General features: G+C 56.5%; 22 protein-coding genes. 13 read left to right on the plus strand and 9 right to left on the minus strand.

Features of this window, described 5'->3' with window-relative positions; all coding sequences use genetic code 11:
• Positions 1–62: 62 nt before the first annotated feature.
• Entirely contained in the window at positions 63–1,067 is a 1,005-nt protein-coding gene (locus tag AAH446_RS02455) for an AI-2E family transporter (RefSeq protein ID WP_342905142.1), read from the plus strand.
• Positions 1,068–2,640: 1,573 nt separating this feature from the next.
• On the opposite strand, the gene yjfF is transcribed toward AAH446_RS02455, so the two are convergent.
• The 4 genes from yjfF to ytfQ are packed head-to-tail and all read right to left on the minus strand — an operon-like array spanning position 2,641 to position 7,171.
• Positions 2,641–3,624, minus strand: coding sequence for a galactofuranose ABC transporter, permease protein YjfF (yjfF, locus tag AAH446_RS02460; protein WP_342905143.1), 984 nt, complete (start codon positions 3,622–3,624; stop codon positions 2,641–2,643).
• A complete protein-coding gene (gene ytfT / locus AAH446_RS02465) occupies positions 3,617–4,636 on the minus strand; it encodes a galactofuranose ABC transporter, ATP-binding protein YtfT (RefSeq protein WP_342905144.1) in 1,020 nt (339 codons plus the stop codon). The genes yjfF and ytfT overlap by 8 nt, the downstream gene beginning before the upstream one ends.
• Entirely contained in the window at positions 4,629–6,155 is a 1,527-nt protein-coding gene (gene ytfR / locus AAH446_RS02470) for a galactofuranose ABC transporter, ATP-binding protein YtfR (RefSeq protein ID WP_342905145.1), read from the minus strand. Before ytfR ends, ytfT begins: the two co-directional genes overlap by 8 nt.
• Before the next feature lie 59 nt (positions 6,156–6,214).
• Entirely contained in the window at positions 6,215–7,171 is a 957-nt protein-coding gene (ytfQ, locus tag AAH446_RS02475; protein WP_342905146.1) for a galactofuranose ABC transporter, galactofuranose-binding protein YtfQ, read from the minus strand.
• Positions 7,172–7,673: 502 nt separating this feature from the next.
• Between ytfQ and ydgT the strand changes: the two genes are divergently transcribed.
• From ydgT to nth, 9 genes are all read left to right on the plus strand, one after another.
• Positions 7,674–7,889, plus strand: coding sequence for a transcription modulator YdgT (gene ydgT, locus AAH446_RS02480; RefSeq protein WP_342905147.1), 216 nt, complete (start codon positions 7,674–7,676; stop codon positions 7,887–7,889).
• Positions 7,890–7,994: 105 nt separating this feature from the next.
• Positions 7,995–8,435 (plus strand): DUF2569 domain-containing protein, encoded by a 441-nt coding sequence (locus AAH446_RS02485; protein ID WP_342905148.1) that lies wholly within the window; start codon positions 7,995–7,997, stop codon positions 8,433–8,435.
• Between the two features lie 124 nt (positions 8,436–8,559).
• Positions 8,560–9,141: an electron transport complex subunit RsxA gene (rsxA, locus tag AAH446_RS02490; RefSeq protein ID WP_342905149.1), complete on the plus strand. Its 582-nt coding sequence runs from the start codon at positions 8,560–8,562 to the stop codon at positions 9,139–9,141.
• Positions 9,141–9,716 carry an electron transport complex subunit RsxB gene (gene rsxB / locus AAH446_RS02495; RefSeq protein WP_342905150.1) on the plus strand — a complete coding sequence of 192 codons (576 nt, stop codon included), beginning with the start codon at positions 9,141–9,143 and terminating at the stop codon, positions 9,714–9,716. Before rsxA ends, rsxB begins: the two co-directional genes overlap by 1 nt.
• The gene (rsxC, locus tag AAH446_RS02500; RefSeq protein ID WP_342905151.1) at positions 9,709–12,891 is read left to right on the plus strand and encodes an electron transport complex subunit RsxC; all 3,183 of its coding nucleotides are present in this window, start codon (positions 9,709–9,711) and stop codon (positions 12,889–12,891) included. The genes rsxB and rsxC overlap by 8 nt, the downstream gene beginning before the upstream one ends.
• Entirely contained in the window at positions 12,892–13,953 is a 1,062-nt protein-coding gene (gene rsxD / locus AAH446_RS02505; protein ID WP_342905152.1) for an electron transport complex subunit RsxD, read from the plus strand.
• The gene (rsxG, locus tag AAH446_RS02510) at positions 13,953–14,582 is read left to right on the plus strand and encodes an electron transport complex subunit RsxG (protein WP_342905153.1); all 630 of its coding nucleotides are present in this window, start codon (positions 13,953–13,955) and stop codon (positions 14,580–14,582) included. Before rsxD ends, rsxG begins: the two co-directional genes overlap by 1 nt.
• The gene (locus tag AAH446_RS02515; protein WP_342905154.1) at positions 14,575–15,276 is read left to right on the plus strand and encodes an electron transport complex subunit E; all 702 of its coding nucleotides are present in this window, start codon (positions 14,575–14,577) and stop codon (positions 15,274–15,276) included. Before rsxG ends, AAH446_RS02515 begins: the two co-directional genes overlap by 8 nt.
• Positions 15,273–15,905 carry an endonuclease III gene (gene nth, locus AAH446_RS02520; RefSeq protein ID WP_342905155.1) on the plus strand — a complete coding sequence of 211 codons (633 nt, stop codon included), beginning with the start codon at positions 15,273–15,275 and terminating at the stop codon, positions 15,903–15,905. Before AAH446_RS02515 ends, nth begins: the two co-directional genes overlap by 4 nt.
• Positions 15,906–16,040: 135 nt before the next feature.
• On the opposite strand, the gene AAH446_RS02525 is transcribed toward nth, so the two are convergent.
• Together AAH446_RS02525 and AAH446_RS02530 are read right to left on the minus strand one after the other, a co-directional pair.
• Positions 16,041–17,015 (minus strand): alpha/beta hydrolase, encoded by a 975-nt coding sequence (locus tag AAH446_RS02525; protein WP_463322777.1) that lies wholly within the window; start codon positions 17,013–17,015, stop codon positions 16,041–16,043.
• A gap of 168 nt (positions 17,016–17,183) precedes the next feature.
• Positions 17,184–17,576: a helix-turn-helix domain-containing protein gene (locus tag AAH446_RS02530; RefSeq protein ID WP_342905156.1), complete on the minus strand. Its 393-nt coding sequence runs from the start codon at positions 17,574–17,576 to the stop codon at positions 17,184–17,186.
• Positions 17,577–18,010: 434 nt separating this feature from the next.
• On the opposite strand from AAH446_RS02530, the gene AAH446_RS02535 reads away from it, so the two are divergent.
• The 3 genes from AAH446_RS02535 to AAH446_RS02545 all read left to right on the plus strand — a co-directional run bounded on the left by AAH446_RS02535 (position 18,011) and on the right by AAH446_RS02545 (position 18,692).
• Entirely contained in the window at positions 18,011–18,220 is a 210-nt protein-coding gene (locus AAH446_RS02535) for a DUF1471 domain-containing protein (RefSeq protein WP_342905157.1), read from the plus strand.
• Positions 18,221–18,296: 76 nt separating this feature from the next.
• Positions 18,297–18,506: a DUF1471 domain-containing protein gene (locus AAH446_RS02540; RefSeq protein WP_342905158.1), complete on the plus strand. Its 210-nt coding sequence runs from the start codon at positions 18,297–18,299 to the stop codon at positions 18,504–18,506.
• A gap of 9 nt (positions 18,507–18,515) precedes the next feature.
• The gene (locus AAH446_RS02545) at positions 18,516–18,692 is read left to right on the plus strand and encodes a hypothetical protein (protein WP_342905159.1); all 177 of its coding nucleotides are present in this window, start codon (positions 18,516–18,518) and stop codon (positions 18,690–18,692) included.
• 54 nt (positions 18,693–18,746) lie between these two features.
• Here AAH446_RS02545 and AAH446_RS02550 read toward each other — a convergent pair whose 3' ends face one another.
• The 3 genes from AAH446_RS02550 to betA form a co-directional block, all read right to left on the minus strand.
• Positions 18,747–20,195: an amidase family protein gene (locus AAH446_RS02550; RefSeq protein WP_342905160.1), complete on the minus strand. Its 1,449-nt coding sequence runs from the start codon at positions 20,193–20,195 to the stop codon at positions 18,747–18,749.
• Between the two features lie 66 nt (positions 20,196–20,261).
• Complete coding sequence (locus AAH446_RS02555; RefSeq protein ID WP_342905161.1) at positions 20,262–20,663, minus strand: VOC family protein; 402 nt, start codon at positions 20,661–20,663, stop codon at positions 20,262–20,264.
• Positions 20,664–22,794: 2,131 nt separating this feature from the next.
• Positions 22,795–24,465 carry a choline dehydrogenase gene (gene betA, locus AAH446_RS02560; RefSeq protein WP_342905162.1) on the minus strand — a complete coding sequence of 557 codons (1,671 nt, stop codon included), beginning with the start codon at positions 24,463–24,465 and terminating at the stop codon, positions 22,795–22,797.
• Positions 24,466–24,491 lie beyond the last annotated feature (26 nt).

Raw genomic sequence — 24,491 nt, forward strand, 5'->3', positions numbered from 1 at the left:
TTATGCTGGGGTTGATATTTTTGTCATCAGATAACCCTCTGATTACCTGAGGAAATACGCCCATGAACCAAGGTTGGTTAAAACCTTTCGCTCCCTTCGTTCAGGGGCTTTTTATGCTGGCATGTCTGACGGTGGTGCTCATCGGCCTCTATCTCGCCGCCCCACTGGTCAACCAGGTGCTGCTGGCGCTGTTTCTTGCCGTTATGCTCGATCCCCTGATTAGCCGTCTGGCGCAGCGTGGCGTTCCACGCATTCTCTCTTCGCTGCTGGTGATCGCCCTTCTGCTGCTGTTGATCGTCATTATCATTCTCTCACTCAGCGCCTCAGCACCTGATTTGATCCAGCTCAGCCGCCAGGCGCCGGGCCTTGTGGTTGCCAGGCTGCAAACGCTGACGCAGTCGCTTGACCAGATGGGCATGGTATTCACTAGCGATGAGCTGATGAACTTTGTAGATACCGGCGCCGTGGTGCGCATGGTGACGACTCAACTCTCGCTGATCCCTGGCATGCTGTCGTGGTGGGTGATGGTTTTCCTGATGCAACTTTTTATGCTGTATGAGCTGCCCATGTTTAAGACCGCCCTCTACGCTAGTGAACGCCATCCACGCCTGCTCAGCGCGCTGGAAGAAGGCGTTCAGAGCGTCGCTATCTATGTTCGGGTGAAAACCCTGGCTGGCCTGCTCGGGGGCATTATTGTATGGGCTGCCGCCAGTTTGCTGGGACTGAAGTTTGCCTTTCTGTGGGGTGTGCTGATGTTTATTTTAAATTACGTGCCGGTACTGGGTTCTTTTCTGGCCGCGATCCCGATGGTGATACAAACTTTTATCCTGTTCGATGCGAAAATCAGCCTGTTGGTAGCCGGTTTTTTTGTTGTGCTGAACCTGAGCCTGAGTAATGTGTTTGAACCACTTATGCTTGGAAAGCGTCTGAATATGTCAATTACCGCTCAACTGCTGGCATTTTTATTCTGGCAGGCGCTGCTTGGGATAACCGGAGCAATTCTGGCTATTCCTCTTACTTTTTTATTGAAAAAAGTCTGGCTGGCGCTTCGTCAACCAGCCAGTTAGCGCTGAGTTAAGGTATACCAATGACGTCTGTCCACTTATCCACGCCAGCCAGTTGCGGTGTTGACTGCGGATAAAGTCAGTTTTGCAGGCAATCAGTGAACTCACAGAGGATATAGCCAGCGACGCTGGTGCCTGCCAGCGGAAGACGTTGACCGGATAAGCGGACTGTTGAACGCAGGGACACGCGAACCAAGCCTGGATGGATGTATTTACGGCGTGTCCGCGTTACGGGCAACGCCTTCAGCTTTGCCACAGTCTGACAGCGACATTTCTAACCCGGGACCACAGCAGCCTGCGACTCATTCAGCTCCGTAACCTGGCTCAGATAAGTGGCAGAACACCGGGACGCCGTAAATCCGTCCATGGAGGCTTCGCTGCCGCATCCCTGCGGCAGAGACCCGGCTTATCTGCCCACTTATCATCGCCCGCTGACTGCTGAGTTGTCTGCCAGCAAAACCCGTTTTGTAGGTAATCAGTGAAGCCACCAAAAATCCAAACAGCAACTCTGCTGCCCACCTGCGGAAGGCGTTGCCCGGATAAGTGGACTGTTGAGCGCAGGGACGCGCGAACCAAGCCTGGAGGGACGTATTTACGGCGTGTCCGCGTTACGGGCAACGCCTTCAGCTTTGCCACAGTCTGACAGCGACATTTCTAACCCGGGACCACAGCAGCCTGCGACTCATTCAGCTCCGTAACCTGGCTCAGATAAGTGGCAGAACACCGGGACGCCGTGAATCCATCCGTGGAGGCTTCGCTGCCGCCTCCCTGCGGCAGAGACCCGGCTTATCTGTCCACTTATCATCGCCCGCTGACTGCTGAGTTGTCAGGCAGTAAAATCAAAACGGCAGACAATACGTGGATTCCCAGCCAACTTTTACAGCAACTCTGCTGCCCACCTGCGGAAGGCGTTGCCCGGATAAGTGGACTGTTGAGCGCAGGGACGCGCGAACCAAGCCTACACGGATGTATTTACGGCGTGTCCGCGTTACGGGCAACGTCTTAAGCTTTTACGCAAGCCTGAAGCGACAGTTCAAATCTGAAGCCACGTCAACCATTGGCGAATGGTGCTCCTGAGACCGGCTCAGATAAGTGGCAGAACACCGGGACGCCGTGAATCCATCCGTGGAGGCTTCGCTGCCGCATCCCTGCGGCAGAGACCCGGCTTATCTGTCCACTTATCATCGCCCACTGGCGGCGGTGTTGTCTGTCAGCAAAAACCGTTTTGTAGGTAATCAGTGAAGCCACCAAAAATCCAAACAGCGACGCTGATGCCACCTGCGGAAGGCGTTGCCCGGATAAGTGGACTGTTGAGCGCAGGGACGCGAGAATAAAGCCTGGAGGGATGTATGCACGGCATGTCCGCGTTACGGGCAACGCCTTCAGTTTTGCCCCGAGTTGACAGCGACAAGAAGATCTGGCGAACCAAACCTGGACGGATGTATTTACGGCATCTCCATGTTACAGGCATCGCCTTCAGCTTTTAAGCAAGCCTGACAGCGACCAGAAAATCTGGCGAAATGTCTGGCGCGGTGCGCGGAGGAATATAAAGGACGCGCACCGCATTATGACCTGCTTATGCCAGTCGCTTCACCGGCGCACTTTGCTGCCTGTCCCACATCACCGTCAGCAGACGCTGAAGAGCGATAAAGGCAAACAGCAGAACGCCGATGGCTATTTTGGTCCACCACGAACTGAGCGTGCCATCAAAGATAATCCAGGTCTGGATCAGACCCTGAATCAGTACCCCAAACAGCGTACCCAGCACGGTGCCGACCCCACCGGAAAGCAATGTGCCGCCGATCACCACTGAAGCAATAGCGTCAAGCTCCACGCCCATTCCCGCCAGCGCATAGCCCGCCGAGGTATAAATAGAGAAAACTATTCCGGCAAGCGTAGCGAGCGCAGATGAAAGCATATAGACACGGACAGTGGTGCTGCGGGTAGAAATGCCCATAAGCTGCGCTGAAGTGGCGTTGCCCCCGATGGCGTAAACCTGATTACCGAACCGGCTCCTGTGCGCCAGCACGATGCCGAACACCACCACCACCAGCATAATCACCGCCAGCAGGCTGAGCCGCCCACCGCCAGGCAGCTTCCAGGCCATTGAGGAGAGCGTGCTGTAAAGCGGATGATCGATTGGAATCGAACTCTCCGCCACCAGATAACTGCTGCCGCGCAGGAAAAACATCCCTGCCAGCGTAATAATAAAAGCCGGGATTTTCAGGGCGTCAATCAGCCAGCCCATAAAAGCGCCAAAGGCTGACCCCATAACCATCACCAGCGCGAACGCCAGCCAGGGATCGAGATGCAGATCGCCAATCACCCGCGCCAGAAAAACGCCGGTGAAAGCGATCACTGCGCCAACCGACAGGTCAATACCGCCAGAGAGGATCACGAAGGTCATCCCTACGGCGATGATGCCCAGGAAAGCGTTATCGGTGAGGATATTAGCGATAACGCGGGTGGAAGCGAAGCCGGGGAACTGCGACAGGCAGAACAGATAGCCCGCCACAAACACCAGCAGCGTAATCATTAACGGCAGATGACGTTTAACCACCTTTGCGCCCTCTCTTAAAGAGTTGAATAAAGCGTGGGGACTGAATTAACAGTACCGCCATCACCACCACTGCCTTGACCACCTGGTTCAGCTCGGGCCGGAAACCCGACAGCAGAATGCCGGTATTCATGGACTGAATAATCAGCGCGCCGATCAGCGACAGCAGTAAATTAAAGCGCCCTCCCATCAGCGACGCACCGCCAATCACCACCGCCAGGATCGCGTCAAGCTCAAGCCACAGCCCGGCATTGTTGGCGTCAGCGCCACGGATGTCTGCCGCCACAATCAATCCCGCCACGGCGGCGCAGAGTCCGCTAATCACATAGGTTGTCATCACAATCAGCCAGCCGTTTACGCCAGCGTTGCGGGCGGCCCGCAGGTTGATGCCCACCGCCTCGATAAACATCCCCAGCGCCGTTTTGCGGGTCAGAAGCCACACAAACAGCGCCACGACCAGCGTTATCCAGACCGGCACGGGAAACAGCAGAAAGGTTCCGCTACCGAACCAGGCGAGCGCTCCGTTGTTGAAGGTGACGATTTGGCCCTGCGTAATCAGCTGAGCAATACCGCGCCCCGCCACCATCAGAATCAGCGTGGCGACGAACGGCTGTATCTTTAACAACGACACCAGTACGCCGTTCCAGAGCCCGCATAAAATCCCCGTTCCCAGCGTCGCCAGTACCACATATGTCAGGCTGTGGCCGGAGACGGTCAGCGTCGCCGCTGTGGCACCGGCAATAGCCATTACCGCGCCTACCGAAAGATCGATCCCGCCGGTCGCGATCACCAGCGTCATCCCAATGGCCAGAAGTGCCACGGGGGCGGCCCGGTTAAGAATATCGATCGGGCTGCCGAACAGCCGTCCATCCTGTACGTTGATGGAAAAAAAACTGTTCGCCACCAGGCTGTCAATCAGCAGCACCAGTAACAGTGCGGCAATTTGCGGCATGCCAGGCGGCAGCTTGCGTTTAATCATGGGCGTTTTCCCCGACACCAGATGTGATTCAAGCATGTTGCTCCCCTCCCGCTGCAATAGCGTTGACGATGGCGGAGACGGAGAGCTTCTCAAGCGGGATTTCAGCAACCTGCTGACGATCTCTCAGGATCACAACGCGATCCGCATAGCCCACCAGCTCCTCAAGTTCAGAGGAGATCACCAGCAGCGCCAGTCCATCCGCGCAGAGCGTCTCGATCAAACGGATGATTTCAGCATGCGCGCCAACATCAATGCCGCGGGTCGGCTCGTCCAGAATCAGAAACTGCGGGCGCGTCACCAGCCAGCGCGACAGCAGCACCTTCTGCTGATTGCCTCCTGAAAGCAGCTCGACCGGCTGCTCGGCGTGCGGTGTGCGAATCCCCAGGCTTTTGATAAAGCGTTCGGCAATCTGCTGCTGCTCCCGCCGCTTAATCGGTCTGAGCCAGCCCCGCTGCGCCTGAAGCGCCAGAATAATATTTTCCCTCACCGAAGCGGCTCCCACGATGCCGTCAGTTTTACGATCCTCGGGACAGAAGCCCATCCCCAGCCGGGAGGCCTGTGCGGGTGTCCGGATCGACTGTTTCTTACCTTTTATCCAGGCGCTGCCGCTGTCAGCCCGGCGGATGCCAAACAGCAGCTCGGCGGTTTCGGTACGCCCTGACCCCAGCAGGCCTGCCAGACCCACCGCTTCGCCGGGACGAATGCTCAGGCTGAAGGGGGCAATGGTGCCTTTCCTGCCGTAATCTTTGAACTCCACCACCGGCTGATTGCTTTTTAAGGTACTACCCGCTCTCTGTAGGGCGGTTTCCAGCAGCTCGCGTCCCAGCATTAGCTTGATCAGCTCTATCTGCGGCAGCTCGCTCGTTTCCCGCGTCGCCACGAACTGGCCATTACGCAGAACGGTGATTCTGTCGCTGACCTTGTAAACCTGATCGAGAAAATGGGTAACGAAGATCAGCCCCATACCGCGCGCTTTCAGCTGATTCATCAGCGTGAACAGCATTTCCACTTCGCTGGCGTCAAGGCTGGCGGTGGGTTCATCCAGGATCAGCACTTTGGCGGAAAGATCCACCGCGCGGCAGATGGCGATAATCTGCTGCATCGCCACGGAGTACTGCCCCAGCGGCCGGGTGACATCCAGTTCAAAACCGTAGCTGTTCATCAGTTCGCGGGATTTACGGACCAGCGTGCCCCGGTCAACAAACCCGAACCGCCGCGGCTCACGGCCAATAAACAGGTTATCTGCCACGGACATATTGGGCAGCAGATTGACTTCCTGGTAAACGGTGCCGATGCCGAATGCCTGCGCCTCGGCGGTGTTGCGGGGCGTGACAGGCTTGCCATCAAGCACAACGGTCCCCGCGTCACGCTGGTATACGCCGGTCAGCACTTTAATCAGCGTCGATTTTCCGGCACCGTTCTCCCCCAGCAGCGCCATAATTTCGCCCGGGCGGATATCAAAGGAGACGTTATCCAGCGCCTTGACGCCGGGAAAGGCTTTGCTGACGCCGCTGATGCTGAGTAGCGGCGCCGGAAAAGAAGATTGGGTGGTCATAGCGCGTCGCCTCACCGTGAAAAAAACCGCCCTGGAGTGGGCGGTGCGGTAGTGTTAACTCAGTATCCCATGCCGCCTTTCTTATCCAGCTCACTCTGCGCATCAGCAGGCAGGAAGAGCTTCGATTCGGTTTTGATAACTTTTGGCGGCTGGGTGCCGTCTTTTTTATATTTTTCCAGCGCGTCAAAGGCAGGGCCGGCCATGTTTGGCGTCAGCTCGACATTGACGTTGGCTTCGCCCGCGAGCATCGCTTTATAGATATCCGGCACGCCATCAATGGAGCCAATCAGGATATCTTTGCCCGGTTTCAGTCCGGCTTCTTTGATCGCCTGGATAGCACCGATAGCCATGTCGTCGTTATGGGCGTAAACCATGCAGATATTTTTGCCGTTGTTCTCGGCCTTGATGAAGCTTTCCATCACCTCTTTGCCCTTACTGCGGGTAAAGTCGCCAGACTGGGAGCGGATAATTTTGATATCTGGCGTTCCGGCAATGGCTTCAGCAAATCCTTTTTTACGGTCGATGGCGACGCTGGCGCCCACGGTGCCCTGTAGCTCCACCACATTACAAGCCTTGCCACCCTGCTCTTTCACCAGCCACTCGCCGATGAGTTTGCCTTCATAGACGTTGTCTGCGGTGACCACCGCCATATAGAGTGATTTGTCTTTTACTGAGATAGCGCGGTCGAGAAGGAAAACCGGGATTTCCGCATCCTTCGCTTCTTCAAGGACCGGTTCCCAGCCGGTCTGCACTACCGGGGCGATGAATATGGCATCCACGCCCTGGGCGATAAAGGAGCGTACGGCTTTGATTTGATTCTCCTGTTTTTGCTGACCGTCAGCAATTTTCAGGGTAATGCCGCGTTTTTCAGCTTCGCTTTTCGCCACGCTGGTTTCCGCCGCCCGCCAGCCGGATTCGGAACCGACCTGCGAAAAGCCTACCGTCATGGATTCAGCCAGCGCGGTGCCGGAAAGGCTGGCGCTGATAAGGGTGGTTAAAAGTAAACGCTTCCACATGGTCAGTTTTCCTCTGGTGGGATTTAATAATGTAGGATCAACAGCTCCACAAGCCTGGACTAAAGCCGCACAAACATTTTCGACAATGCTCACAAAACACAATAATTAAAAGAGCTTACGTGCGGCGAAGCCACTGAAGACGGCGCGTGAAATATGGACAAATTGCCTGTTCAGGCCCAGAAGGAGGTGTAAATAAATGTAATAAACATAAGCGTTTAACGCCGCGGCCAATGGAAGCGATTACAGCACCGGGTTAGCTTCTGTCATTTCAGTCAGGGGGAAAGCAGGATTTGGCAATATTCAGAAGTGTGATTTATGCCACACACTCTTAGTGCCATTAAAATTGCCAAAAAGAGAAATAACCATGCATTATAAAAGGTTATTTGCGGCATTTGCCTTGCTCTCTAGTCTGAATTTGCCCTTTTCACCCTGCTCTTTTGTGGACAGAAGGCAGGCCCTCCCTATACTTGGAGCCTCACAATTCTGACCTGCAACGGCCATCATGACGGTTCAAGACTATCTGCTTAAGTTTCGCAAAGTAAGTTCGCTGGAAAGCCTCGAAAAGCTCTACGATCATCTGAATTATTCCCTGACTGATAATCTCGAACTGGTGAATATGTATCGCGCTGCCGATCATCGCCGCGCCGAACTGGCTTCGGGAGGCCGCCTGTTTGATCTCGGCCGCGTGCCAAAATCCGTCTGGCGCTACGTTGTCTGACCCTCAGCTTATTAATGACCTGCCCTGTTTTTTCCGTATAATTGCTTTTACATTACGCGGCCAGGCTTTTATGCCCGGCCCGCTCATTACTTTCAAGGATTTAACGTGGCTTCAGATTCAAAAACGCGCATTGCCGGGCTGCTGCTTGTACCGCTCGCCTGGCTGATTATGACGATGCTGACCAGCGCTCTGGTGGTCGCCATGTATCTGAGTGCGCTGCTGAACCCGGAACTGCGGAGTGCCCTGTTTAACAATACTCACGCCTTTACGTTTCAGTGGAGCGTGTCGCTTATTACCTCGCTGCTGGTCTGGTGTTACAGCATCTGGGTGACATGGATCTTCTGCAAACGTTCCCGCAAACTGCCGCGCCACTATATTATCTGGCTGCTGATAACGGTGCTGCTGGCGATCAAAACCTTTGCGTTCTCGCCGGTGAGTGATGCCGCCGCCATCCGCACGCTGCTGATTGCCTTACTGGCCGCCGCCGTGCTGGTGCCCTACTTCAAGCGCTCACAGCGCGTCAAAAACACCTTTACTGAATCCTGATGCGGAAAAAAAGCGCCAGAATTTAATCCTCAGTGCGGTATTCCGTTATCCTTAGCGTTGACGTGTTGTCGTGGCGTTGCCAATGTCCGATAATAGGCGGCTTTTCAATTTCTCAGGCGAACTAATGACCGACTACCTGCTTCTTTTTATTGGCACAGTGCTGGTGAATAACTTCGTTCTGGTGAAGTTTCTCGGCCTCTGTCCCTTTATGGGCGTTTCCAAAAAACTGGAAACGGCGATTGGCATGGGACTCGCCACCACATTTGTTATCACCCTGGCCTCGATCTGTTCATGGCTGGTGAACCACCTTATTCTGCTGCCGCTGGATCTCGTTTATCTGCGCACCATGTCTTATATCCTGGTGATCGCGGTGGTTGTGCAGTTCACTGAAATGGTGGTACGTAAAACCAGCCCTGAGCTTTATCGCCTGCTCGGGATTTTCCTGCCGCTGATCACCACTAACTGCGCCGTACTGGGCGTTCCGCTGCTGAGCGTGAACCTGAATCACAGTTTCCTGCAAGCCGCGCTGTATGGGTTCAGCGCCTCTGTCGGCTTCTCACTGGTGATGGTGCTGTTTGCCGGTATTCGCGAACGTCTGGTGCTGGCCGATGTGCCTGCCCCTTTTAAAGGCTCATCCATTGCGTTAATCACCGCAGGGCTGATGGCGCTGGCGTTTATGGGCTTCTCCGGATTGGTAAAATTTTAATGAGCGCTGTATGGATTGCCGTTGCCGTATTAAGCGCGCTGGGCCTGTTTTTTGGTTGCCTGCTGGGCTACGCCTCGCGCCGCTTTAAGGTTGAAGAAGATCCCATTGTTGAACAGATTGATGCCATCCTGCCGCAAAGCCAGTGTGGCCAGTGCGGCTACCCCGGCTGCCGGCCCTATGCGGATGCCGTCGGAAATAATGGCGAGATGATCAACAAATGCGCGCCTGGCGGCGAGCAGACTATGCTGAAGCTCGCCGCGCTGCTTAACGTTGACCCGCAGCCGCTGGGCGATGAAGAGGCGCGGGAGCCGGAGCGGAAGGTTGCCTGGATCGACGAAGAAAACTGCATTGGCTGTACCAAATGTATCCAGGCCTGCCCGGTCGATGCCATCGTGGGCGCAACGCGCGCCATGCACACCGTGCTCAGCGACGTCTGTACCGGCTGTGACCTCTGCGTCGCGCCCTGTCCTACCGACTGTATCGAGATGCGGCCGGTCGCCCCGACCCCGGCGAGCTGGAAGTGGGACCTGCAAACGATCCCGGTTAAAGTGATCCCCGTGGAACATCATGCGTAATCTGTTCAATTTCTTTAAAAAAGAGCCGCTTTGGGATTTTCAGGGCGGCATCCACCCGCCTGAGATGAAAACCCTCTCCAACGGTACGCCGCTGCGCCACCTGCCGCTTGCGTCGCAGTTTATCGTGCCGATCAAGCAGCATATTGGTCACGAGGGCGAACTGATGGTGAGTCCCGGCGACAAAGTGCTGCGCGGCCAGCCGCTGACCTTTGGCCGCGGCAGAATGCTACCGGTTCATGCTCCAACCTCCGGCACCGTTGAGGCCATCGCCCCGCATACCACCGCCCATCCTTCCGCGCTGACGGAGATGTGCGTTTTCATTTCGCCAGACGGCGAAGATCGCTGGTGCGAGCGTCAGAGGCTGGACGACTACCGCAGCGTCGACCGTAGCGAGCTGGTTAACCGCATCCATCAGGCTGGCGTTGCCGGGCTGGGCGGCGCGGGTTTCCCGACCGCGACCAAACTTAAGGGCGGGCTGAGCGGCGTTAAGACGCTGATCGTCAACGCCGCCGAGTGTGAGCCTTATATCACCGCAGACGATCGCCTGATGCAGGATTGCGCTGAAGAAGTGCTGGAAGGCTGCCGGATCCTCGCCTGGGTGCTGAACGCCGACCAGGTGCTTATCGGCATTGAGGATAATAAACCGGAGGCGATTGCCGCGCTTAAAAAGGCGCTGGGCGGCGCACAGGATCTTAAGATCCGCGTTATCCCCACCAAATATCCCTCCGGCGGCGCAAAGCAGCTGACCAAAATTTTGACCGGACTTGAAGTGCCGCACGGCGGACGCTCTACCGATATCGGCGTGCTGATGCAGAACGTCGGCACCGCCTGGGCGGTCAAACGCGCCATTATTGACGGCGAGCCGCTGACCGAACGCGTGGTGACGCTGACCGGCGGCTCTGTCAGAGAGCCGGGCAACGTCTGGGGACGCCTTGGCACCCCCGTCAGCCATCTGCTGCACAATGCGGACTTTGCGCCCGGCCCGCGTCAGATGGTGGTGATGGGCGGCCCGCTGATGGGCTTTACCCTGCCGACGCTGGACGTGCCGGTGGTCAAGATCACCAACTGCATTCTGGCCCCGTCCGCCAGTGAGATGGGCGAGCCTGAGGAGGAGAAATCCTGCATCCGGTGCAGCGCCTGTGCTGACGTTTGCCCGGCGGCCCTGCTGCCGCAGCAGCTCTACTGGTACAGCCGGGGCGGCGATCACGACAAAGCCCGCAGCCATAATATTGCCGACTGCATTGAGTGCGGCGCCTGCGCCTGGGTCTGCCCGAGCAACATTCCGCTGGTACAGTATTACCGTCAGGAAAAGGCGGAAATCCGCGCTATCGATCTTGAGGCGGAGCGTACCGCCCAGGCGAAAGCCCGTTTTGAAGCCCGACTGGCGCGTCTGGAGCGGGAAAAACAGGCGCGTGAAGCACGCCATCAGCAGGCGAAACGCACCACCGGCAGCAGCGATAACGGAGAAGTTGCCGCCGCGCTGGAGAGAGTGAAGGCGAAGAAACAGGCTGCTGAAGCACCGGCAGAGACGCCACGCGAAGACGAGACGATCGCAGCCCAGCGTGAAGCCCGTAAAGCGATGGCGCGGGCGCACCAGGCGGAAACACAGTCGGAGACGGAACCGGCCACCCGTCAGGCAGAGGACCCGCGCAAGGCTGCGGTTGAAGCCGCTATCGCCCGGGCTAAAGCGAAAAAGGCTCCCCGGCCAGAAACGGCGGACGCTGAAGGAGCGGCACCTGTCGATCCGCGCAAGGCTGCCGTTGAAGCCGCCGTTGCCCGCGCCAAAGCGAAGAAGGCGGCAAAAGCCGCTGAAAACGGTGAGACGGCAGCCGCCGGAACGGAGCGTGCTGAAGCAGCGCCTGCAACGGAAAGCGCCGCGCCGGACGCGCCTGTCGATCCGCGCAAGGCCGCCGTGGAAGCCGCCATTGCCCGTGCCAAAGCGAAAAAGGCGGCAAAAGCCGCTGAGAACGGTGAGACGGCAGTAGCCGGAACGGAGCGTGCTGAAGCAGCGCCTGTAACGGATAACGCCACGCCGGAGGCCCCGGTCGATCCGCGCAAGGCCGCCGTGGAAGCCGCCATTGCCCGCGCCAAAGCGAAGAAGGCGGCAAAAGCCGCTGAGAATGGTGAGACGGCAGCCGCCGGAACGGACAGTGCTGAAGCAGCGCCTGCAACAGAAAGCCCCGCGCCGGACGCGCCTGTCGATCCGCGCAAGGCCGCCATTGAAGCCGCCATTGCCCGCGCCAAAGCGAAGAAGGCGGCAAAAGCCGCTGAAAACGGTGAGACGGCAGTAGCCGGAACGGAGCATGCTGAAGCAGCGCCTGCAACAGAAAGCCCCGCGCCGGACACGCCGGTCGATCCGCGTAAGGCCGCCGTGGAAGCCGCCATTGCCCGCGCCAAAGCGAAGAAGGCGGCAAAAGCCGCTGAAAACGGTGAGACGGCAGCAGCCGGAACGGACAGTGCTGAAGCAGCGCCAGCAACGGATAACGCCACGCCGGACGCGCCTGTCGATCCGCGCAAGGCCGCCGTGGAAGCCGCCATCGCCCGTGCCAAAGCGAAGAAGGCGGCAAAAGCCGCTGAAAACGGTGAGACGGCATCCGCCGGAACGGACAGTGCTGAAGCAGCGCCTGCAACGGAAAGCGCCACGCCGGACGCGCCTGTCGATCCGCGTAAGGCCGCCGTTGAAGCCGCCGTCGCCCGCGCCAAAGCGAAGAAGGCGGCAAAAGCCGCTGAAAACGGTGAGACGGCAGCCGCCGGAACGGACAGTACTGAAGCAGCGCCAGCAACGGAAAGCGCCGCGCCGGACGCGCCTGTCGATCCGCGTAAGGCCGCCGTTGAAGCCGCCGTTGCCCGCGCCAAAGCGAAGAAGGCGGCAAAAGCCGCTGAGAGCGCTGATGCAGCAGCCGGAACGGACAGTGCTGAAGCAGCGCCTGCAACAGAAAGCGCCATGCCGGAGGCCCCGGTCGATCCGCGCAAGGCCGCCATTGAAGCCGCCGTTGCCCGCGCCAAAGCGAAGAAGGCGGCAAAAGCCGCTGAAAGCGCTGACGCACTATCGGCGCAGGAAAATACTATTCAGGATACGACGGACATCTCCGACGATCCCCGTAAAGCTGCCGTGGCAGCCGCCATCGCCCGCGTAAAAGCGCGCAAGGCGCAGCACTCCACGCAAGAGGATTAAATGGCTTTTCGCATCGCTAGTTCGCCCTATACGCACAACCGCCGCAGCACCAGCACTATCATGCTGCTGGTGCTGCTCGCGGCGCTGCCCGGCCTCGCCGCCCAGTGTTATTTTTTTGGCCCGGGTAACCTTATCCAGGTCGCGATCGCCGCCGCTGCCGCACTCACCGCCGAGGCTGCCGTTCTCAGACTGCGCAAGCTGCCGCTGGGCAAAACGCTTGGCGATAACTCTGCCCTGCTCACCGCCCTGCTGCTGGGTATCAGCATCCCGCCGCTCGCCCCGTGGTGGGTCATCGTCACCGGCACGGTGTTTGCCATTGTTATCTCCAAACAGCTTTACGGCGGTCTGGGACAAAACCCGTTCAATCCGGCGATGGTCGGCTATGTGGTGCTGCTGATCTCCTTTCCGGTACAGATGACCAGCTGGCTCCCGCCCGATGCCCTTCAGGCGGTCACGCCGGGGCTGATGGATACGTTGAGTATGATTTTCCACGGCTATACCCTTGACGGTCATACGATGCAGCAGCTACAGCTCAGCGTTGATGGCATCAGTCAGGCGACGCCGCTCGACACCTTTAAAACCGGCCTGCGCGCCGGACACAGCCCGGAGCAGCTGCTGTCACAGCCAATCTACGGCGGCGTAATTGCCGGGCTGGGCTGGCAGTGGGTCAACGTGGGTTATCTGGCAGGCGGTCTGTTTTTACTCTGGAGCGGCAATATTCGCTGGCATATTCCGGCCAGCTTTCTGCTTTCGCTAGGGCTGTTTTCCACCCTTGGCTGGCTCTGGTCCCCGGATAGTCAGGTATCTCCGCTGATCCATCTCTTTTCGGGCGCGACGATGCTGGGCGCATTTTTTATTGCGACCGATCCGGTTACCGCCTCAACGACCAATAAAGGCCGGCTGATATATGGCGTGCTGATTGGCCTGCTGGTCTGGCTAATCCGGCGGTTTGGCGGCTACCCGGACGGGGTGGCTTTTGCGGTGCTGCTGGCGAACATTGCCGTGCCGCTGATTGACTACTACACGCAGCCGCGCGTGTACGGTCACAGGAAGGAACCCTAATGATTGATGCCATTCGTAAAAACGGCGTGACCCTGGCAATTTTTGCCGCCGTGACCACTGGCCTGACGGCGGTGATCAATACGGTGACGAAACCCACCATTGAACATCAGACGGCCTTGCAGCAAAAAATTCTGTTGGATCAGGTCGTTCCGCCAGAATTATATAATAACGATATGCAGCACGAATGTTACGTTGTCACGGATTTAGCCCTCGGGGGCGGCCCTCATGCGCTTTATGTCGCGCGAAAAGATGCGCGTCCCGTCGCGGTGGCGGTTGAGGCTACCGCCCCGGACGGCTATTCTGGTGCCATCCATATGCTTGTGGGCGCCGACTTCAGCGGTACGGTGTTGGGCGTCCGGGTGGTTGAGCATCATGAAACGCCGGGCCTGGGCGATAAAATCGATCTGCGCATCTCTGACTGGATAACCCACTTTAGCGGTAAACACCTTAACGGCCGGGACGATCCCCGCTTTGCCGTGAAGAAAGATGGCGGTGAGATCGATCAGTTTACCGGAGCGACGATCACTCCCCGCGCCGTGGTAAATGCCACTAAACGTGCCACGCTCTATAGTGAAACATTGCCGGGGCAGCTTGCCTCGTTGCCAACCTGCGGAGATCCCCATGAGTGAAGCGAAAACCCTGCTCGTCGGCGGGCTGTGGAAAAATAACTCGGCGCTGGTCCAGCTGCTGGGGCTCTGTCCGCTTCTGGCGGTCACCTCTACCGTGACCAACGCGTTAGGTCTTGGCCTGGCGACCACGCTGGTGCTGGTTTTTACCAACTCGGCGGTTTCAGCGTCACGCCGCTGGGTGCCGTCCGAAATCCGTATCCCTATCTATGTCATGATCATCGCCGCCGTAGTGAGCTGCGTGCAGATGTTGATTAACGCCTATGCCTACGGGCTTTATCAGTCGTTAGGCATTTTCATACCGCTGATCGTGACCAACTGTATCGTGGTCGGCCGCGCCGAGGCCGTCGCCTCCAAAAGCAGCGTACCGCTTTCGGCTCTTGACGGTCTGGCTATCGGGACGGGCGCCACCAGCGTGATGGTTGTACTGGGGGCGATGCGGGAAATTATCGGTAACGGCACCCTGTTCGACGGCGCTGACCGGCTGCTCGGCCCCTGGGCGAAATCGCTGCGTATTGAGGTGGTGCATTTCGACTCCCCTATGCTGCTGGCCATGCTGCCGCCGGGTGCGTTTATCGGCCTGGGTATGTTACTGGCGGCGAAATATGTGATCGATCAGAAGATGTCAGCCCGTGCGGCGCTGGCCGCAAGTAAAGCACAGGAAAATCTGACTGAAGGAAAAGCGAGCGCGCTGTGAACAAGGAAAAAAGAGAGCTTATTTTAACCCGGCTGCGGGATAACGATCCGCATCCGACTACCGAGCTGGTTTACACCTCCCCTTTTGAGCTGCTGATTTCAGTACTGCTCTCCGCCCAGGCGACCGACGTCAGCGTCAATAAAGCCACGGCGAAGCTCTACCCCGTCGCCAATACGCCGGCGGCGATGCTGGAACTGGGCGTGGAGGGCGTTAAGGAGTACATCAAGACGATTGGTCTGTTCAACAGCAAAGCGGAAAACGTGATTAAGACCTGCCGCATCCTGCTGGAAAAGCATCAGGGCGAGGTGCCGGAGAACCGTGAAGCGCTGGAAGCGTTACCCGGCGTGGGCCGAAAGACCGCCAACGTGGTGCTGAATACCGCCTTCGGCTGGCCCACCATCGCCGTGGATACCCATATTTTCCGCGTCTGTAACCGTACCGGTTTTGCGCCCGGTAAGAACGTTGAGCAGGTTGAAGAGAAGCTGCTGAAAGTGGTGCCAAAAGCGTTCAAGGTGGACTGCCATCACTGGTTTATTCTGCATGGCCGCTACACCTGCGTGGCGCGAAAACCCCGCTGCGGTGCCTGCCTGATTGAAGATTTATGCGAGTACCGGGATAAGGTGGAATAGCGGAAACGCGGCTGCTTAAGTTCTTAAGCGCCGTAGTTTTCAGTAAACGTTCAGTCTTTAACCTCACGAATCCCACTATCAGTACCCATCACCTGTAAGATGTTTATATGCCAGCCCTGAGGCTGGCAAACGTATTTACTTCAGATGTGAGCGCAGTTCTGCGGAAGCCTGCTCAAGCGCAGTGCGGACCGTAGGTTCCTGACTCAGGGCATTAAGCAAACCATAATCGTGGATCATGCCGTTATAGCGCGTCACCGTCACAGGCACGCCAGCGGCATCAAGCTTGCGGCCAAAGGCTTCGCCTTCATCACGCAGAACATCCAGCTCGGCGGTCTGGATTAGCGTCGGTGCTAATCCTTTCAGCTGCGCCGGAGTGGCACGCAGCGGGGAGGCCAGAATGTTATTGCGGTCTTGTTCTGAGGAAGTATAGCTATCCCAGAACCATTTCATCATGTTGCGGGTCAGGAAGTGGCCTTCCGCAAACTGATGATAGGACGTATCGTCAAAACGGGCATCGGTCACCGGCCACAGCATAACATTGTAGCGGATAGCAGGCGTATGATAACGCTCCGCCTGTAGCGCCACCGCCGCCACCATATTGCCGCCTACGCTATTCCCCGCCAGCGCAAGACGTGTACCGTCGACGCCAATCTCCGCACCGTGTTCAGCGACCCATTTGGTCGCCTCATAGGCCTGAGTAATGGCCACCGGATAATGCGCTTCCGGTGACGGCGTGTAGTTAACAAATACCGCAGCGGCACCGGACTCATTTACCAGATCGCGCACCAGGCGCTCATGCGTCTGGAAATCGCCCAGCACCCAGCCGCCGCCGTGGAAAAACATAAATACAGGCAGCGTTGCCGTGGCGTTTTCTGGTTTCACAATCGTCAGCGTCAGGGGTTTGCCCAGTGCGGTAATAACTTTTTCAGAAACCTGCGCCGGAGGAAGCTCAACGCCCTTCTGTGCGCCAATAAGAACGTCGCGGGCAGCCTCGGGTGAGAGCTGCTCAATCGGCTTACCGCCGCCGCTGTTCAGCGCGCTCAGAAAGCTTGCCACGCCCGCCGTCGGCGCGGGGGTGTTCTCAACCGTTGCAGCAAATGCGTGAGTCATCTGGGTAGCCAGCAGCAGCGCCCCTATTTTCATTTTTAATTTCATCATTATTCCCTGTTATCAGTGGCAGTAAGTGTTGCGTTATATGCGGTCAGAAAGCTTCAGCTGGCAGATAAATCCGCTCCCCTGTAGCTAAAAAAACTCTTTCTATCGTCATTGCGTGAACATTTATGCCGCGTTAAACATTCGCTGGTGCTCATAGTTACTCTTGAAAACCTTGCTCATAAGCGTGCAGAAATCTTCTTCGCGGTTTATATATTTTTTCCTGAACCTGGCGGGTGGCGCATTAAGATATTTACGGAATGTTCTTGAAAAGGTTTGCTGACTGGTAAATCCGTTATCTACGGCAATCTGAATAATTCCTTTTTTTGTATAGATAACCGAAATAGCCGCCCTGATCACTCTTCTGACACGAATATACTCACCCAGACTGTAACCCGTATGCTCCCTGAAGATGCGCTGAAAATGCCAGTGTCCATAGCCGCTTCTCTGCGTGACGTTACGCACGCGAATATTTTCATCGTAGAGGTGATCCTCAATCCACGGAATAATATCATTCACTACGGAATACATTATCTTATTACGGTTAGCGTCCGTGATTTGCGACTCATTAAATTCGGCATTTACAGAGTTCATAACCTTCCAGCCTGATATCAGTGCGTATCAAAAAGCAACGAAGCGCGTGAAACCATCGCGACGGAGTCTTATAACAAGTGAGAGGTGATTATCAGATGCGGGGCAGGAAAAAGAAACTTATACAAACGGATAAGTATACAGATGGATAGGTATACGATCGGATAATTGATTTTTGATGTGGCCGGTATTATACGCCTGACGTCATTTCTTCCCCATCCGGGAAGCCTGACCCACTCATTCAAATTTTCTGATTTGCTTCGGCAAAATTGACCTATTTTGATTATCCCGGTTCAGCATTACTATGCATTCCATCGGGGCACGGCGCCCCATAAAAACCTGATACCCCTGAGGAAATGACCATGAAATCGATCAAAAAAATCGCAGCAGTTACCGTTCTTTCTCTGATTTCATTTACCAGCTTTGCCCAGAGCATTACCGCCACGGCCACTACGCTTGAGGGTGCGGAAGCTAAAGTCGCCGCGCTGGCTGCTCAGTCAGGAAGTTCCTACACCATTACCGGCGCCCGCGTTGATAACCGCGCTTACGTTGCTGCCAGACTGGTTAAATGATAGGCCAGCGCTGACCTCCGCTTCAGGTTCTGTTGATTGCCCCTGAAGCATTACTGAATCTGAATAAGGCATAGCCATGAAATCCTTCATCTTTGTTGTCGCAGCTGCAACGCTTTTACCGATCTCTTCTGTCAGCTTCGCGCACAGTTTCACCGCAATAACGTCAACGCTGGATAGCGCCGCAACCAACGCGACTACGGTAGTACTGGCATCAGAGGCTTCAGACAAAGCCACCGATGTGCGCATGATCAATCGCGCTTATCTTCCAGCAGCGCTTACCCGGTAAGGACCTATTATGTTGACACGCACTATTTCACCGCTCATGAAAGCGGTAGCGGCTACGGGCCTGGCGCTGGTTCATTGCAGAAGCGTTACGCTGGAGGGCGTGAAAGCGATTATCGTCCTGACTGCTCTGGCATTGTTTATGGTCACCCTGTCGGGAAAAGCGCTGGACAGAAAAAGCCGGAGATAAGGCCGCATCAACAGCGGCGCTTACGTGACATTCGTTCTGCCTGAAAGAGCAGTCCTACAGGATATCGTCAAATGTAGGCTGAAGCCGTTTTCCAATAACACCTTCAATTGCACCCGCTATCTGTAGCACGGCATTATCGTGCCCCGGTGCCGAGAAAAGCGTTATCCCAAAGGGTAAACCTTCTGCGTCCTGGCCAGCAGGGAGAGCCACCACTGGCGCGCCCGCTTTGCCAGTACATTTGGCCGCTGCTGACATAGGCGCAAGCAGGACATCCGCTCTGCCAGCCTTCATCGCAGCCAGAATACCGGCATTAAGGCTCAGCGCAATATCACGCTGGCGGTCTTCAACATACTGCTGCGAACGGACGTCCGGTGAGGCGTTAGCGGCCTCAAGCAGAGACTGCCCGTAAGGAATAGCGTCAGGATGGGCGTTATTCCAGCTGATAATATCCGCCATTGAACGCATGCCGCAGGGGTGAAGCGTCGTCAGTAAGCTGTTAAGGCTTGCTTTGAACTCGGTACGAAAAACGCAGGATCGCACTGCATTGAGCTGTTCCGCAGCCGGCAGATCGCAGGGATCGACAATGATGGCGCCCGCCTGCGTCAGTGATGCCAGAGCACGCTCAAAAACTTCTTTCCGGCCTTCGGTAAGCACGCTATCGGCGATAAAGCGACGCGGCACGCCTATGCGTACTCCCTGCAGCGACGCCCCCCTGCTGGCTGCGCTTTCGAAATCAGCAAGCGTCGCCGTATCTTTCATATCGGCACCGGCGATTGCCCCGAAGACAAGTGCAGCATCGTCTACCGTGCGGGTGAGCGGTCCCGGCGAGTCCTGACTTGGGACCAGAGGAATCAAACCGTGCCGGCTCACGCGTCCCACTGTCGGCTTGAAGCCAACAACAGAACTATGGACAGCCGGCGCCTGTAGCGAGTTTTGCGTTTCAGAGCCGATGGCGAAAGCACAGAACCCCGCCGCCACGGCCGCCGCAGATCCCACGCTCGACCCCTGCCCGCGACCATATTGCAGGCCCAGCGGGTTACGGACGACGCCACCCGTGCCGCTAAACTCAGAAGGCATGGTTTCTGCCACAAAATCCGCGAACTCCGTGAGGTTGGTTTTGCCCAGCAGCACGGCACCAGCGTCGCGCAAGCGTCCGACCAGAGTGGCCTCATAGGGCGGTATGAATTCTGCCAGCGCCCGGCATCCGGCAGAGGCGAAGCTGCCATCAGCGGTAAAAACGTTATCTTTGACCAGATAGGGCACGCCATGCAGTGGCCCTCTTGACTCTCCGGCAGCAAGTGCGGCATCTGCGCGGCTGGCTTCCTCAAGGGCAAGGGGTGAAATGCTGCGGACGCAGTTGACGCCATTAGCCCCGTTATTTAGCGCTTCTATCCGGTTCAGATACCATTGAGTAGCCTCAACGGAGGTGATTTTACCGGCCGCAATGGCCTCGCCAATTTCCCGTGCCGGGCAGTTGCTAAGAAGAGATGCGATATCTGTCATTCGATTGGTTCCGAAAATGAAGCGATCTGGCCGCTGACGATGTGCCGACAGGCGGTTAACGCTTTGTTAGCGCATCGCTTCCGCGCGCATAATGATCTGCCTGGCCTGGCTATATTCATAGGAAGTCACTTCAATTTTATTGCCACTCAGATCGTTAAAATATACCGACATAGAGACTTCATGATCGCAGACGGTGAAGGGTATTTGCCGATTGGTCAGAAGTGGCAAGAGGTTATCAAACGCGGCTGCACCAACGTTAAAGGCTATCGTAGGGCCAGGAGCCTGACCGTTGCGGCGAAACAGGGAAAGTGACGCATCGTTGTTTTTGATCACCAGCGGTCCTCCATGTTCAAACCAGAAGTACAGCGAGTTTTCGCGGGAAAATCCCAGGATTTCCCTGTACCACTCTTCAGCCAGTGCTACATCATCAACGTAGATATGTACATGATCTATTCTGGATATCTTCACGCTTATCTCCCTCAGACTTTTATGAAAAAACGCTTACGCAGTGAGTCCTGTATTTGATGCGATTTTTATGGCTCTCCTTATTTAACATATGAATTAAATAGCATTTACCATATTGAGTGGTTTGTATTCATAAAGAAGGGATGTCCCAGCAGGATACAGAACTCATTAATTATATTTATCCAGCAGGACTTGATGTATGAAGGTGGAAACTAATGTCGGGCCGGGGATCGGCTCCGATAAGTGGCAGAACACCGGGACGCCGTGAATCCGTCCATGGAGGCTTCGCTGCCGCATCCCTGCGGCAGAGACCCGTCTTATCTGTCCACTTATCATCGCCCGCTGGCTGCGGTGTTGTCTGCGGGTAGAACCAGGTTTGCAGGCAATCAGTGAATTCACTGAAATCACAAAAAAATCCAAACAGCGACTCCACTGCCCACCTGCGGAAGGCGTTGACCGGATAAGCGGACTGTTGAGCGCAGGGACGCGCGAACCAAGCCTACAGGGATGTATTTACGGCGTGTCCGCGTTACGGGCAACGCCTTTAGCTTTAGCACCAGCCTGAAGCGACTGATCTTATTGCCGCACGAAAAATGTAGTTCGGGGGATCGGCTCCGATAAGTGGCAGAACACCGGGACGCCGTGAATCCGTCCATGGAGGCTTCGCTGCCGCATCCCTGCGGCAGAGACCCGGCTTATCTGTCCACTTATCATCGCCCGCTGGCTGCGGTGTTGTTTGCGGATAAAACCAGGTTTGTAGGCAATCAGTGAAGGCACTGAAATCACAAAAAAATCCAAACAGCGACTCCGCTGCCCACCTGCGGAAGGCGTTGGCCGGATAAGCGGACTGTTGAGCGCAGGGACGCGCGAACCAAGCCTACACGGATGTATTTACGGCGTGTCCGCGTTACGGACAACGCCTTTAGCTTTTGCACGATCTTACAGCGACCGAAGATCGGGTGAAGTGAGTCTGGAGGGGTCTATTTACGAGGGACGCGTTTCACAGACAGCACCTTCAGCGTTTGCATCTGCCTGAGGCGACTTAACCTTACTGCCTCCCGATAAATGCAGCTCCGGGTCCGGCTATGATAAGTGGCAGAACACCGGGACGCCGTAAATCCCTCCATGGAGGCTTCGCTGCCGCATCCCTGCGGCAGAGACCCGGCTTATCTGTCCACTTATCGTCGCCCGCTGGCTGCGGTGTTGTCTGCGGGTAGAACCAAATTTGCAGGCAATCAGTGAAGGCACTGAAATCACAAAAAAATCCAAACAGCGACTCCACTGCCCACCTGCGGAAGGCGTTGACCGGATAAGCGGACTGTTGAGCGCAGGGACGCGCGAACCAAGCCTACAGGGATGTATTTACGGCGTGTCCGCGTTACGGGCAACGCCTTCAGCTTTTACGCAAGCCTGACAGCGACAAGAAGATCTGGCGAATCAAACCTTGAGGGAGGTATTTACGGCATGTCCATGTTACGGGCAACGCCTTTAGCTTTGGCACCAGCCTGAAGCGACTGACCTTATTGCCGCACGAAAAATGTAGTTCGGGGGATCGGCTCCGATAAGTGGCAGAACACCGGGACGCCGTGAATCCGTCCATGGAGGCTTCGCTGCCGCCTCCCTGCGGCAGAGACCCGGCTTATCTGTCCACTTATCCTCGCCCGCTGGCTACGGTGTTGTCTGTCAGTAAAACTAGGCTGGCAGACAATACGCGAATTCTCTGACGGTTTTTACAGCGACTCCACTGCCCACCTGCGGAAGGCGTTGGCCGGATAAGCGGACTGTTGAGCGCAGGGACGCGCGAACCAAGCCTACAGGGATGTATTTACGGCGTGTCTGCGTTACGGACAACGCCTTCAGCTTTTGCACGATCTTACAGCGACCGAAAATCTGGTGAAGTGAGTCTGGAGGGGCGTGTTTACGACGGACGCGTTTTACAGGCAGCGCCCTCAGCGTTTACACCAGCCTGAAGCGACTGACCTTACTGCCGCCCGATAAATGCAGCTCCGGGGACCGGCTCCGATAAGTGGCAGAACACCGGGACGCCGTGAATCCGTTCATGAAGGCTTCGCTGCCGCATCCCTGCGGCAAAACACCACCTGTGTTTCTTCACTGCTTGCACAGAAGTGAAACGTTAAGCCTGCCCAGCTTCCGCTTTCTCACGCTGGAGCTGATAGTAATCCGCGGTTGAGGCGCTTAGCGGCGTTTTACCCCGGATCAAATCGGCCATCTTCTCTGCGATCATCACCGTTGGGGCATTCAGGTTCCCTGTTGTGATCTGCGGCATAATTGATGCATCCACCACCCGCAGATTCTGCATGCCGTGCACGCGGCCTTGCGCATCCACAACCGCCATTTCATCGTTGCCCATCGCACAGCTTCCGCACGGATGATAGGCCGTTTCCGCATGCTCACGGATAAAGGCGTCAATCTCCTCATCGCTTTGTACCGCAAGACCAGGCTGAATCTCCTCACCGCAGTATTCGGCCAGCGCGGGCTGGCGCATGATTTCCCGGGTCAGGCGCACCGCGCTGCGGAACTCTTCCCAGTCGCGCGCTTCAGACATGTAATTGAAGAAAATCGACGGCGCTGCGTAAGGATGTTTCGAAGTCAGCTTAACGCGACCCCGACTCTTCGAACGCATCGGCCCAACGTGTGCCTGAAAACCGTGCTCTTTCACCGGGCTGCTGCCGTTGTAGTTAATCGCTACCGGCAGAAAATGATACTGCAAATCGGGCCAGTCAGGCTTGTCGTCGCTGCGGATAAAGCCACCCGCTTCAAACTGATTGCTGGCGCCCACGCCGGTTCCCTTAAAGAGCCACTCCGCGCCAATCGCAGGCTGGTTCCATAACTTAAGCGCCGGATAAAGGCTGACGGGCTTTTTACAACGGAACTGCATATAAACTTCCAGGTGATCCTGAAGATTGCGGCCCACGCCGGACAGCGCATGAACCACATCAATATCGAGTTCCTGTAGCCACTCTGCCGGACCCACACCTGAACGTTGCAGGATTTGCGGTGAGGCGATGGCACCTGCGCAAAGCAGCACTTCGCGCGTCGCTTGCGCCCGATCTTCCTGTCCGTTACGAAGCCAGCTCACGCCGGTGGCCGTTTTACCGCTAAACAAAATACGATCGGTCTGGGCATGCGTGATAATAGTCAGGTTGGAGCGCTGTTTAGCTACGTCCAGATATCCCCGGGCGGTGCTGGATCGACGGCCTTGCGCGGTGACGGTACGGTCCATCGGGCCGAAGCCATCCTGACGGTAGCCGTTCAGATCGTCCGTTTCATGATGGCCCGCCTGCTTTGCCGCATCGATAAACGCGCGAAACAGCGGGTTATTGCCCTGTTTTGGCGTCGTTACGCTCAGATAGCCGCCGCCGCCATGATAATCGTTTTCGCCCACGTCGCGTTTTTCTGCTTTGCGAAAGTACGGCAGGCAGTTGAGATAGGACCAGCTTTCAAGACCGGGTTTACTTGCCCAGTTATCGTAATCCATCGCGTTGCCGCGCACGTAACACATGCCGTTAATCAGCGACGAGCCGCCCAGCCCTTTGCCCCGACCGCACTCCATACGGCGGTTATCCATATGAGGCTCCGGGTCCGTTTCAAATGCCCAGTTATAGCGCTTGCCCTGTAGAGGAAAGGCTAAAGCGGCTGGCATTTGGGTACGGAAGTCCCAGCGGTGATCTTTTCCGCCTGCTTCCAGTAACAGTACCGATACGTCAGCATCCTCAGTCAGTCGCGTTGCCAGTACGTTCCCGGCGGACCCCGCCCCAATAATGATGTAGTCAAACTTCTGCATTAAACCTCCATAAAGCCGCGGCAAAA

It is taken from the genome of Erwinia psychrophila (assembly GCF_039023475.1).
Taxonomy (GTDB): Bacteria; Pseudomonadota; Gammaproteobacteria; order Enterobacterales; family Enterobacteriaceae; genus Erwinia.